Genomic DNA, 12,213 nt, shown 5'->3' with positions numbered 1-12,213 from the left:
GCCTGTATGCAGACCGCCTTCCCACACCTGTTCGAGCCCTTGCAGATCCGCGGCAAACGTTTGAAAAACCGCATCATGTCCACCGGGCACGACACCTGCCTGCCCACCGACAACCTGGTCAACGACAAACTGATCGCCTACCAGCGCGACCGCGCTGCCGGCGGCGTTGGCCTGATCGTGCTGCAGGTCGCCGGGGTGCACGACAGTGCCCGCTACACCTCGCATGTGCTAATGGCCACGGACGATGCCTGCATCGACGGCTACCGCCAGCTTGCCGAGGCCTGCCACGCGCACGGCACCGTGGTGCTGTCGCAACTGTTTCACCCTGGGCGGGAGATCATGGAATCGGCAGACGGCCTGTTGGCGGTAGCCTACTCGGCCTCTGCGGTGCCCAATGAGCGCTTCCGGGTGATGCCACGGGCGCTGGACCAGGCAATGATCGACGAAATCGTCCAGGGCTATGCCGGCGCCGCACGCCGCCTGCACCAGGCCGGCCTGGATGGCGTCGAGGTGGTGGCCAGCCATGGCTACCTGCCCGCGCAGTTTCTCAACCCCCGGGTGAACCTACGCAGTGATGGCTACAACGGTGACCTGGATCAGCGCCTGAGGTTCTTGCGCGAAGTGCTGGCCGCGGTGCGCGCTGCCACCGATGAGCAGTTCATCATTGGCCTGCGCATCAGCGCTGACGAGCGCGACAGCCAGGGCCTGAGTGAAGACGAGTCACTGGCTGCTGCCGTGGCCTTGCAGGGCCAACTCGACTACCTGCATATCGTCGCCGGTACCTCGGCCTCGCTGGGTGGCGCGGTCCATATCGTGCCACCAATGGCCATCGAACCGGCGTACCTGGCCCGCGAGGCTGGCACCTTCAAGCAACAGCTGGCTATCCCCCTGTTCGTCACCGGGCGCATCAACCAGCCCCAGGAAGCCGAGCTGATCCTGGCCCGCGGCCAGGCTGATGTGTGCGGCATGACCCGGGCGCTGATCTGCGATCCGTCGATGCCAGGCAAGACCGAACGCGGCCAGGTCGAAGACGTGCGCGCCTGCATCGCCTGCAACCAGGCATGCATCGGCCATTTCCATCGTGGCTTGCCCATTTCCTGCATCCAGCGCCCGGAAACCGGGCGTGAGTTGCAGTACGGGCACCTCACGCCCACTTCCTCGCCCAAGCGCATAATGGTCGCCGGCGGCGGGCCTGCCGGCATGAAGGCCGCCGCCGTGGCCGCCGCGCGCGGGCACCAGGTCACGCTGTACGAGGCGGGCCCGCAGCTCGGTGGGCAGGTGCTGCTGGCCCAGCTACTGCCACGGCGTAGCGAGTTCGGGGGTGCCAGCACCAACCTGCAACGGGAAATGGCCCTGGCAGGTGTAGAAGTGGTGCGCAACACCCGGGTCGACCGCGCGCTGGTCGAACGTGAGCGCCCTGATCTGGTCATTGCCGCTACCGGCGCCACCCCCTACTGGCCGGCGTTCGAGCGTACCGGCGAGCTTCAGGTAGTGGACGCCTGGCAAGTGCTGCGCAATGAGGTGAAACCGGGGCGTTCGGTGCTGGTGATCGACTGGCGCTGTGACTGGATCGGCCCCGGTATCGCCGAACGCCTGGTGCGCGAAGGTCATCAGGTCCAGTTGGCGGTCAACGGCACTCATTGCGGCGAGAGCCTGCCGCTTTATGTACGTGACCAACTGGCCGGCGAGCTGCATCGCCTGGGTATCCCTGTCACCCCATACGCACGTCTGTATGGCAGCGACGACAACACGGTGTATTTGCAGCACACCGCCAGCGGCGATCCGATGATCTTCGAAGGCATCGACACCCTGGTGCTGTGCATGGGGCATCAACCGCAAGACCGCCTGGCCACTGAACTGGCAGGTGTGGTGGACGTACGGCGGATTGGCGACTGCCTGGCGCCGCGCACAGCCGAAGAAGCGATTCACGATGGCCTGACGGTTGCCTGGGCACTCTGAGGCTGTACATACTGCGGCTTTTGCGATGGACCGACGCGCATGAGCCAACCCTCCCAGCCCACCGCCAGCGAACCCGGGGGCGCCGCGCCGCAGTTCCTCGGCACCCGCATCCGCGGCCTGCGCAAGCGCCGCGGCATGACCTTGGCGGAGCTGGCCGCACACAGTGAACTGACCGCAGGCTACATCAGCCAGCTGGAGCGCAACCTCTCCTACCCGTCGATCCCGGCGCTGTTCAATATCGCCCGCAGCCTGGGCGTGACCATCCAGTGGTTCTTCGCCAGCGAAGCCACCACCGCGCCCGAAGACCAAGGCTATGTGGTGCGGCGCAACAGCCGCCTGAGCGTGCATTACGAAGATGGCATCGTCGATCAACTGCTCACTCCCCAGCCCAACCGCCAGCTGGAGATGCTGCACTCACGTTTCCCGCCAGGTACTTACAGCCAGCAAAGCTACAGCCACGACGGCGAAGAAGCCGGTTACCTGCTCAGCGGCACGTTTGAGCTGTGGGTGGGCGAGCGGCATTTCCAGCTGAGTGAAGGCGACAGCTTCAGCTTCTCGAGCCATGAACCCCATCGCTACGGCAACCCCGGTGAAGTGGATGCCGTGGTGATCTGGGTGATCACACCGCCAACATTCTGAAGCACTCCGGCAAGCACTGGTAACACCGTTGACCGGCAATACGGTCTACCTTGTCCACCGAACTTCAAAGGAGCACAACCATGAAGCAGATCCTGATCATTGGTGCGGGCTTTGCCGGCCTGTGGAGCGCACTCAGCGCCATCCGCCAGCTTGACCTCAACGGCAGCAAGGGCGTCGAGGTCACCTTGCTCGCCCCCCAGGCTGAACTGCATGTGCGTCCGCGCTTCTACGAGCCAGACGCGCATACCCTGGCCGCCCCCCTGCAGGCGCTGTTCGACGCTGTCAATGTCCGTTTCGTGCAGGGCACGGCATACCACATCGATGAAGCGGCCCGCCGCGTGGGCTATCGCACCCGCAGCGGCACTCGCTGCACCCTGCCCTATGACCGCCTGATCATGGCCTGCGGCAGTGAGCTCGAGCGCCCTGACATGGTCGGCATCGAGCATGCCTTCGACGTCGACAAGCTCGACAGCGCCGCACGCCTGGAAACCCACCTGAAGTCACTGGCCAGCCTGCCGAACACGCCGGCACGCAATACCGTGGTGGTAGCCGGGGGCGGTTTTACCGGCATCGAGACGGCCACCGAATTGCCGGCCCGCTTGCGCGCGATACTGGGTGAAGACGCCGCGTTGCGCATAGTGGTAATCGACCGCGGCGCCAGGATTGGTGCAGCCTTGGGTAACGGCATTCGCCCAGCCATCGAGCAGGCATGCGAGGCCCTGGGCGTGGAGTGGGTTTGCGGTGCCACGGTGGTTTCGGTGGACCCTGCCGGTGTGCAGTTGGACAACGGCCAGCGTATCGACGCCAGCACGGTGGTCTGGACGGTTGGCTTCAAGGCCAACCCGCTCACCGAACAGATCAGCGGCGAGCGCGACAACCGCGGCCGCTTGCATGTCGATGGCAACCTGAAGGTCAAGGGCAATGATGCCGTGTATGCAGCTGGAGACGTGGCTTACGCCACCTGTGACGAGCTTGGCAATCATGCCGTGATGTCGTGCCAACATGCGATTCCGCTGGGGCGCCATGCGGGCAACAATGCCGCTGCCGAGTTGCTTGGCGTAGCACCAATGGCTTACAGCCAGCCCAAGTACGTGACGTGCCTGGACCTGGGGGCCTGGGGCGCGGTGTACACCGAAGGATGGGACCGTGAGGTTTCGCCACCGGAGGACAAGGCCGAAGCCAAGGCGCTGAAGCGCCAGATCAATTCAGTGTGGATTTATCCGCCAGCGGCTGACCGTGCAGCAGCCTTGGCAGCAGCTGATCCGCTTATTCCGGTAGCCTGAACGCTTCTACAGGTTGGAGTGGCCTTGTCCCTCGACAGGGCCACGCTTGCAACCAACCGCTCCCTTGATCAGGCAGCCGCAAACAGCTCGTTGGCAATCTGCGCCTGTGCAGCATCAATCGCCTGGCTGCGCTGCTCCGGGCCATAGGCCAGGCCGTGGGCCCGGACGATTTCCAGGTCGGTAATACCGATGAAGCCCAGGAACACTTTCAGAAAGTCTTCATGCCCGGCGCCAGTCGGCTGGCCAGCGTGCAGGCCACCCGCGGTGGAAACCAGCACCACTTTCTTGTTGCCGCACAGGCCTTGCGGGCCGGCTTCGGTGTAGCTGAAGGTCTTGCCGGCGACGGCCACACGGTCAATCCAGGCTTTTAGCTGGGTCGGCACGGTGAAGTTGTACATTGGCGCGCCAATCACCACGGCATCGGCAGCCAGAAACTCTTCGAGCGTCTCGGCGCTCAGCTTGGCTTCGAAAGCCTGGGCTGCGTCGCGTACGTCTTCAGGGGTGCCTGCAGCGACCAGGGTGGCGGCGGAGAAGTGGGCAATGGCATCGGCAGCCAGGTCGCGATAAACCACCTCAACGCTGGGGTCTGCAGCCTTCCAGGCTTCGACCACTTCGCGGCTTAGCTGACGCGAGGCGGAATTGTCGCCCAGGATGCTCGAATCGATGTGCAACAGTTTCATGGGACTCTCCTGTGAGTGAAGACCGCATCTGTGGGCGATCACGATGGGGAGAATCCTATCGAAGTGATCAATAGCTGATAAGTCAGCAAAAATGCGTTAGTTTGTCCCACAGATGGAACAGTGAGACATGCCCATGCAAGACCTCAACGACCTCTTCTACTTCGCGCGCGTCGTCGAAGCCGGCGGATTCGCCGCCGCCGGGCGCCAGCTGGGTATCCCCAAGTCGCGCCTGTCGCGGCGTATCGCCGAGCTCGAAGAGCGCCTGGGCACACGCCTGTTGCAGCGCACCACACGGCAACTCAAGCTCACCGCAGTAGGTGAACGTTACTTGCATCATTGTCAGGCCATGCTGCTGGAGGCCGAAGCCGCCGACGAAACCGTGGCCAGCATGAGCAGTGAACCGCGCGGGCGTTTGCGGGTTTCCTGCCCGGTGGCACTGGCACACGCCTTCCTGCCGGATGTGATCAGCCGCTTTCTCGAGCAGTACCCGCTGGTGCAACTGGACATGGTATTGCTCAACCGCCGGGTCGACCTGATTTCCGAAGGCATTGACGTAGCGTTGCGCGTACGCGACCTGGGCGACGAAGACCCGGCCCTGGTCACCCGCCGCCTGCGCCAGGCACAAATGCAACTGGTGGCTGCACCCGGTTTTGCCGACCACATTCGCGAACCGGGCGAGCTGGCATCATTGCCCGTGCTGGGCGCAGCCGAAGCGGACCGGCTGGTACACTTCCGCCTGTTCGGCCCCCATGGCAAGCAGCAGGAAATAGCGCTGGAGCCACGCTTGGCGATCGATGATTTCGTAGTACGTAACGCTGCTGTACGTGCCGGGCTGGGGTTCACTGCGCTGCCCAGCATGTTCTGTGAAGAGGAACTGGAACGCGGCGAACTGGTGCGCCTGCTGCCAGACTGGTCGCTGCCGGGTGGCTACCTGCAGGCGGTTTACCCACACCGGCGCGGCCTGCTGCCTGCGGTCCGAGTGTGGATCGATCACCTGGCGGCGTCATTCGAGGCTTGTGGAGAGCGGTATGTCTGAACGGAAGATGAGCGAGGCCCAGGTGGCGGCATTTTGCCTGAGCCTGCCGGGGGCGCGGGAAGACTACAAATGGGGCGGCATCCGAGTGTTTTCGGTGGCCGAAAACAAGATGTTCGCGGTGCTCGACCTGGCGGGTGCCGGGTTGTCGTTCAAGGTAGCCGACGAGCTGTTTCTGGGTTATTGCGATCGCCCCGGGATACGGCCGGCGCCTTACCTGGCGCGGGCGCGATGGGTCAGCATGGCGCCGCCCTACCCCATGGGGCGTGATGAACTGTGTGATGTGTTGCAGCGGTCGCACCAGCTGGTCGTGCGTCGGTTGCCCAAGCGGTTGCAGGTGGGGTTGGTCATGTGATCTACCTGTACCGGCCCTTTCGCGGCATTACCCGCAAAGAGGCCGGCACAACTGCACATCAACCAAGGGGCAGATAACGCCCGTCAAGAAACAGCCAGTCTGCCCAGAACACCTGGTGCAGCAGCACAATCCCCCAGCACACCAACTGGAACGACACCTTGCGGGTCTTGTGCCGAAACAGCTGCTGCGCCAACAGCGCCCCCGGCCAACCACCGAGCAACTCGCTGGCATGCAGCACTTTCTCGGGTGTACGCCAGGCCTGGTTACGTGCCTGCTGCTTGTCCTGCCAATACAGCAACAGGCTGATCAGGCTCATGGCCGGGTACAACGCCAACGGCCACCAGGCCTGATCGTTCCAGGCCATGCGCGCCGCCCCCAGGCCGGGCAACAGGCAAAGCACGCCCAACAGCAGCAGCTTCAGGCGCACATTGCGCACGCCTTCAGCCCGTTGCCCACGCAGCGCCTCAGCCATGTGCCGTGGACCAGTCGACCCAACCGAACTGCCAGGTCGCCAGAATGAACAGGCCGAACACAATGCGATACCAGGCAAATGCCGCGTAACTATGGTTGGCAATGAACTTGAGCAACGCCCGTACGGCAATCATGGCGAAGATGAACGAAGTCACGAAGCCGAGCGCGAACACCGGCAGATCGCCGGGCTGGAACAAGTCACGGTATTTATAGCCCGAATATACCGCCGCACCGACCATGGTCGGCATTGCCAGGAAGAACGAGAACTCGGTCGCTGCCTTGCGCGACAGGCCGAACAGCAGGCCACCGATAATGGTCGAACCGGAGCGCGACGTGCCCGGGATCATCGCCAGGCACTGGATGAAGCCTATTTTCAGCGCATGGCTCCAGCGCATGTCGTCCACATGGTCCACCTCCACGCGGTGCTCACGGCGCTCGGCCCAGAGCATGATGACGCCCCCCACCACCAAAGCCGCCGCCACGGTGACGGGGTTGAACAGGTATTCGTGAATAAGGTCGGCGAACAGCACACCCAGGACCACCGCCGGCATGAACGCCAGCAGCAGGTTGCCCGTGAATCGGCGCGCCTTGGGCTGGTGGGTCAGGCCGAAGACCACTTCGAAAATCTTGCTGCGAAACTCCCACACCACCGCCAGGATCGCCGCCAGCTGAATGATGATGTTGAAAGCCATGGCCCGTTCGCCGCCAAAACCGATCAGGTCGGCGACGATAATCTGGTGACCGGTACTGGAGATCGGCAGAAACTCCGTCAGCCCTTCGACCACGCCTAAGATGATTGCCTGGAAGGCAGTCCAAAAATCCATCATTCCCCCGGATGGAGCGCTGCTTGTCGCAGGCCCCTTGTTCTTGATTTGCTTGAAATTGCCTTACACGGCCCGGCTGTTTTACAGCGACTGTTGGGCGCAACGCCAGCGGAAAAGTTCATGCCTGTTAAAGGTTTCATCTTGCGCGGCCGAAATCCTGACAGAGCCCCTTGGCAATTGCTTTACCCGACCCGTTGCAGACTACCACCAACATAGCACTTAGCCATTAGTCGGGTGTGGGCTCGCTGCAAAGCATGCTTCGATGCACCTCAATAAAAAGAACAATGCGGGAGCTGATGGATGAACACTCTGAGATCGATGTCAATCAGTCAGCGCCTGTGGCTGATCCTTGTGGTGGCAGTGGCCATGCTGGTGGTACTGGGCCTGCTGATGCTGCGGCAGATCCATGGCGACCTGTACCAGGCCAAGGCGGAGAAAACCCGCCATGTGGTGCAAACCGCCGCGGGTGTGCTGGCCTATTACCAAGGCCTGGAAGCTGCCGGCACGCTCAGCCGCGAAGCCGCCCAGCAACAGGCGCTGCAGGTAGTGCGCGCGCTGCGCTACGACCATGACGACTATTTCTGGATCAACGACCTAGGGCCGAAGATGATCATGCATCCGGCCAACCCCAAGCTCGACGGCCAGGACCTTTCCGCCATCCGCGACCCCGATGGTTTCGCCGTGTTCAACGAAATGGTCGCCCTTGCCCGCCAGCAGGACGCCGGCCCGGTCAACTATCGCTGGCCCAAGCCCGGCGCCAATGAACCGGTAGCCAAGACCTCGTATATTCAGTTGTTCAAGCCGTGGGGCTGGATCATCGGTTCGGGCGTGTACGTCGATGACGTGCAGGCCGAATTCGCTCGCCAGTTGCGCGACGCTTCGCTGGTTGGCGTGGGCATTGCCCTGCTGATGGCGCTGGTGGTCATGCTGATCGCCCGCAGCATCGCCCGCCCGCTGCAGGAAGCGGTGCAGGCGATGGGCAACATCGCCAGCGGCGAAAGCGACCTGACCCGGCGCCTGGACACCCATGGCAGCGACGAGATCACCCACCTGGGCGAGCACTTCAACCGCTTCAACGGCAAACTGCAAGGTGTCGTCGGCCAACTGCAAGGCGCGGCCCACGCATTGGCCCAGTCCGCCGGGCACGTCGGTGACAATGCGGGTGCCGCACAACAGCGCAGTGCCCAGCAATCGTTGCAGATGGACCAGGTGGCCACTGCAGTCAATGAGGTGACCTACGCCGTGCAGGACGTGGCCAAGACCGCTGAACAGGCCGCCGGAGAGATGCGGACGGCACAACAACAGGTGACGCACGGCCAGCAGGCCATCCACGGCAGCCTGGCGCAGATCGACCGCCTGTCGCTGACCATCGATGAGGCCGTACAGGTAATCCGCGACCTGGCCGGCCACAGCACGCGCATCGGCGGCGTGCTGGACGTGATTCGTTCCATTGCCGAACAGACCAACCTGCTGGCGCTGAATGCCGCCATCGAGGCTGCACGGGCTGGCGAGCAAGGCCGAGGCTTTGCCGTGGTCGCCGACGAGGTGCGCCTGCTGGCCCAGCGTACAGCACAATCGACGGCCGAGATTCATACCATGATCGAGCACCTGCAGAGTCAGTCGGACGCTGCGGTCAAGGCCATAGACACCAGCAGCGAGGCATCGCGCCAGACTGTCGAACAAGCCCGCGAGGCCGGCGCCAGCCTGGACGCCATCAACCAGGTGCTGAACAACCTCACCGCATTGAATGCCTCCATTGCCAGCGCTACCTTGCAGCAGTCGCATGTGGTCGAAGAGATCAACCGCAATGTGCTGGATACTGCCGGGTTGTCGCAGCAGACCGCCGATGCGGCGCGTCAGTCCAGCGATGCCGGGGTGGCATTGGGGCGGTTGAGCGAAGAGCTGGAGCAGTTGTTGCGGCAGTTCCGGGTCTGAGAACAAGCCCTTTGTGGGAGCGGGCATGCCTACTCCCGCAGGTATCGAGTGACCTTCAAGCCTGCGCTGCACCTGTGGAAGCAACTGTCTTGCTCAATTTCTGAAAGCTGGCGCGATTGGAGTGGGAGCGGCCTTGTGTCGCGAAAGGGCCGCGTAGCGGCCCCCGACAATCTGCGCATCAAAGCCGAAATCCCGGGGCCGCTTTGCGGCCCAATCGCGACACAAGGCCGCTCCCACAGGGCGCGTGTAGCCCGCTGAAGGTCAGTGATGATACGCGTCATCTTCACCGGCAAAGCTGATTGACACACCACTGGATGGGTGGAGGGGAAGCAGAGTGACCAGGATGCGGCGGGGCGCTGGTAATCAAGGCGCCGCCGATCCTTTGTGGGCATGCCCGCGAAGGAAGCAACGCGGTGGATGGCACCGGCGCTGCCGGTGTTCGCGGGTAAACCCGCTCCTACAACCAGGTATCCCGCCGCTGCGCCCTACACCTTCACCGGCCGACCCGCTACAATCTCGCCCCTTCCCCGTAGCCTCCAAGGATCGCCGATGTCCGGCCTTGAACTCATTGCCGCCCTCCTCGGCGTAACCGCTGTCTGGCTCACGGTCAAGCAGAACGCCTGGTGCTGGCCAATTGGCCTGGTCATGGTGCTGATTTATGGCTGGCTGTTCTACGAGGTAAAGCTGTACTCGGGCATGTTGCTGCAAGTGGCCTACGCCATCCTGCAACTGTACGGCTGGTGGCAATGGAAGCGCCCCGGCCACGCTGAAGACGCCCGTCAGGTCTCCCGCCTGCAACGCCCGGCACTGTTCACCGGCCTGGCCACCGGGGTGCTGCTGAGCGCCGCCCTGGGCGCGGCCATGGCCAACTGGACCGATGCCGCCCTGCCCTGGCTGGATGCCACCCTGACCGGATTCAGCCTGGTAGCGCAGCTGTGGATGGCGCAGAAACGCCTGCAGTGCTGGCCACTGTGGGTGGTGGTCGACATCATCTATGTGGGCCAATACCTGCATCAGCAGTTGTATTTCACCGCAGGCTTCTTCGCCGTGCTCACCCTCATTGCTGTACGCGGCTGGCTGGAATGGCGCCGCGACCCGGCGTTGGTACAGCCATGAGTGCGCAGCTAGCAATGAAAGTGCTGGTACTGTGCGGCCCAGAATCCAGTGGCAAAAGCTGGCTTAGCGGGGTGATCCAGGCACATTTTGGTGGCGTGGTGGTGGGCGAGTACGTGCGCCATTTCATCGACCAGCAATGCCGTGACACCTGCTACGCCGATATTCCCGCCATCGCCCGCGGGCAACTGGCATGGGAGGACCGTGCGCGTGAGCAGGCACCCCCACTGCTAATTCTGGACACCCACCTGCTGAGCAACATGCTCTGGAGCCAGGCACTGTTCGACGACTGCCCAACCTGGCTGGAAGAGGCACTGCTGGCACGGCGTTACGACCTGCACCTGTTGCTCAGCCCGCAAGGGGTGGACTGGATTGCCGATGGTCAGCGTTGCCAACCCGACCTCAGCGATCGTCAACGCTTTTTCGACGACAGCCAGGCGTGGCTGACACGGCACAACCAGCCGCACCAAATACTTGATGGCAATTGGCCGCAGCGCCAATTGCTGGCCTTGCAATCGGTTGCTATGCTACTTGGTAGCGATGCGCCAGCATGCCCAGCCGAGTGTTAAACCACTGACACACCCCGTTGGGGCAAAGCCCCCGAAATTGCGGGGCTTCCCCCTGCCCTGGGTGCAGTGTCAAGCCTGTGAAACACACCTGCAAAAACCCTTCCAATCAAGGCCACAGCTGCCTTTGCCGGCAACGCTCGAAGCAAGCTGTTTCAAGCCTGAGACAGCATGCGTCGCACTTTGTCAGCCTCTTGCCCTAACTATCTGATCTAAAAAAGATTCTAAAAAGCGGCACACCTTCTGCTCTGTCGTTCGCATCGCTGAACAGGGCCAGCGCTCAAAGAAGGAGTTGCCGTCGTGAGGAAACGTGACAAACGCCTCTATCACCTATTACTGGTGGGTTGTGTACTGGGGTCACTCAGCCTGACGGCTCAGGCGGACAAGGGGATCATCATCATCAAGCGCGATGTGCAGGTGCGCAACGCGACCATCCCCCCTCTGATCCCAGACCCGAGCCCTACCACCGTCAATGCCAACCCTTCTGCCCACGTGCTCAAGCAAACCAACGAGCTGAGCGATGGCGACTTCGCCGGCATCAGCAGCGGTGCAGGCATCAGCAACCTGGTCACCCAGCAGACCAACAACCTGGGTGGCAACCTCGGCAACCAGAACCAGCTTCCCAACTTGGCGGGCGGACGCGGCACGGGGTCGGGTAACGGTATCTCGAACATGGTCAACTCGAGCGTGCAGCGTGGCCTCGCGCCGCTGCAGATTCTGACCGGCGGGGGCAAGTGAGATGAAGCGCACACTGCTGATGCTGGCCGCCCTTTGCACTGCACCGGCCTTTGCGCAATCCCTGGTTCCCGTCATCAACAACGCCGATATCGACAGCTCAGGCAGCCGCTATCAGGGCAACCTCTCTGTCAACCAGGCCGCTGGCGACAAACAGCAGCAAGTCAATGCGCGCGCCATCGCCGTCGGCCCCGAAGCCAATGCAAGCACCCAGATCCGGCAACGGCTCGACACGCCCGCCGACCCCGCGATGGACGCCCGCTCAACCATCCAGGGCAACGCTTTCAGCAACGGCAGCGGTGCCCTGGGGGTCAACCAGAGCGCAGGTGCCAACACCCAGCAAGCCAACGCACTGAACATCAGCATTGGTGCACAACCGCAAAGCATCGACGACAGCGTCCTCATGCAGCAGAACGTGGCGCTGATCAACAACTCCGGAGCAACTGACATTCCAGCAGGCTATCGCCAGGTCACCACCAGTGACCAGGCCTTCACCGGTAGCCGAGGGGTGATCCAGTTGAACCAGAGTGCCGGGGTGGGAAACCGAATGGCCAACACCTTGAGCATCCGGGTCGCGGATTGACCCTGCAGTTAAGAACGACACTTAACCTAATAGCGTA

General features: G+C 62.8%; 13 protein-coding genes and 1 pseudogene. 11 read left to right on the top strand and 3 right to left on the bottom strand.

The features are described 5' to 3' along the window. Positions 1–6 precede the first annotated feature (6 nt). The 3 genes from KW568_RS13795 to KW568_RS13785 all read left to right on the top strand — a co-directional run bounded on the left by KW568_RS13795 (position 7) and on the right by KW568_RS13785 (position 3,881). A complete protein-coding gene (locus tag KW568_RS13795) occupies positions 7–1,959 on the top strand; it encodes an FAD-dependent oxidoreductase (RefSeq protein ID WP_004577469.1) in 1,953 nt (650 codons plus the stop codon). 39 nt (positions 1,960–1,998) lie between these two features. After that, entirely contained in the window at positions 1,999–2,598 is a 600-nt protein-coding gene (locus KW568_RS13790; RefSeq protein ID WP_003253904.1) for a helix-turn-helix domain-containing protein, read from the top strand. Between the two features lie 80 nt (positions 2,599–2,678). After that, on the top strand, positions 2,679–3,881 hold the full coding sequence (locus KW568_RS13785) for an NAD(P)/FAD-dependent oxidoreductase (protein ID WP_004577468.1): 1,203 nt from the start codon (positions 2,679–2,681) through the stop codon (positions 3,879–3,881). A gap of 68 nt (positions 3,882–3,949) precedes the next feature. Here the strand turns inward: KW568_RS13785 and KW568_RS13780 are convergent, their stop codons facing one another. Beyond that, positions 3,950–4,561, bottom strand: a complete 612-nt coding sequence (locus KW568_RS13780) for an FMN-dependent NADH-azoreductase (RefSeq protein ID WP_003253906.1) — start codon at positions 4,559–4,561, stop codon at positions 3,950–3,952. A 133-nt stretch (positions 4,562–4,694) separates the two neighbouring features. On the opposite strand from KW568_RS13780, the gene KW568_RS13775 reads away from it, so the two are divergent. Further along, positions 4,695–5,597, top strand: a complete 903-nt coding sequence (locus KW568_RS13775) for a LysR substrate-binding domain-containing protein (RefSeq protein ID WP_003253907.1) — start codon at positions 4,695–4,697, stop codon at positions 5,595–5,597. Then, a complete protein-coding gene (locus tag KW568_RS13770) occupies positions 5,590–5,949 on the top strand; it encodes an MmcQ/YjbR family DNA-binding protein (protein WP_012052560.1) in 360 nt (119 codons plus the stop codon). The genes KW568_RS13775 and KW568_RS13770 overlap by 8 nt, the downstream gene beginning before the upstream one ends. Positions 5,950–6,007: 58 nt before the next feature. Here the strand turns inward: KW568_RS13770 and KW568_RS13765 are convergent, their stop codons facing one another. Together KW568_RS13765 and KW568_RS13760 are read right to left on the bottom strand one after the other, a co-directional pair. Next, complete coding sequence (locus KW568_RS13765) at positions 6,008–6,421, bottom strand: DUF1294 domain-containing protein (protein ID WP_003253909.1); 414 nt, start codon at positions 6,419–6,421, stop codon at positions 6,008–6,010. Next, positions 6,414–7,244, bottom strand: coding sequence for an undecaprenyl-diphosphate phosphatase (locus KW568_RS13760; protein WP_003253910.1), 831 nt, complete (start codon positions 7,242–7,244; stop codon positions 6,414–6,416). Before KW568_RS13760 ends, KW568_RS13765 begins: the two co-directional genes overlap by 8 nt. 300 nt (positions 7,245–7,544) lie before the next feature. On the opposite strand from KW568_RS13760, the pseudogene mcpP reads away from it, so the two are divergent. The 6 genes and pseudogenes from mcpP to KW568_RS13735 all read left to right on the top strand — a co-directional run. Next, positions 7,545–8,306 (top strand): annotated as a pseudogene (mcpP, locus tag KW568_RS31125) (methyl-accepting chemotaxis protein McpP); the annotation flags it as partial. Positions 8,307–8,444: 138 nt separating this feature from the next. After that, entirely contained in the window at positions 8,445–9,179 is a 735-nt protein-coding gene (locus KW568_RS31120) for a methyl-accepting chemotaxis protein (protein WP_404940839.1), read from the top strand. Between the two features lie 549 nt (positions 9,180–9,728). After that, positions 9,729–10,295, top strand: a complete 567-nt coding sequence (gene pnuC / locus KW568_RS13750; RefSeq protein WP_003253912.1) for a nicotinamide riboside transporter PnuC — start codon at positions 9,729–9,731, stop codon at positions 10,293–10,295. Continuing rightward, entirely contained in the window at positions 10,292–10,861 is a 570-nt protein-coding gene (locus KW568_RS13745) for an AAA family ATPase (RefSeq protein WP_033727086.1), read from the top strand. Before pnuC ends, KW568_RS13745 begins: the two co-directional genes overlap by 4 nt. A 297-nt stretch (positions 10,862–11,158) precedes the next feature. After that, entirely contained in the window at positions 11,159–11,596 is a 438-nt protein-coding gene (locus KW568_RS13740) for a hypothetical protein (RefSeq protein ID WP_003253914.1), read from the top strand. Between the two features lies 1 nt (position 11,597). After that, the gene (locus tag KW568_RS13735) at positions 11,598–12,176 is read left to right on the top strand and encodes a hypothetical protein (RefSeq protein WP_003253915.1); all 579 of its coding nucleotides are present in this window, start codon (positions 11,598–11,600) and stop codon (positions 12,174–12,176) included. Positions 12,177–12,213 lie beyond the last annotated feature (37 nt).

The organism is Pseudomonas sp. HD6515, from assembly GCF_024971855.1.
In the GTDB taxonomy this organism is placed as follows: Bacteria; Pseudomonadota; Gammaproteobacteria; order Pseudomonadales; family Pseudomonadaceae; genus Aquipseudomonas; species Aquipseudomonas alloputida.
Note: the sequence above shows the minus strand (reverse complement) of the source record. Positions and strands in the feature narration are given on the sequence as shown.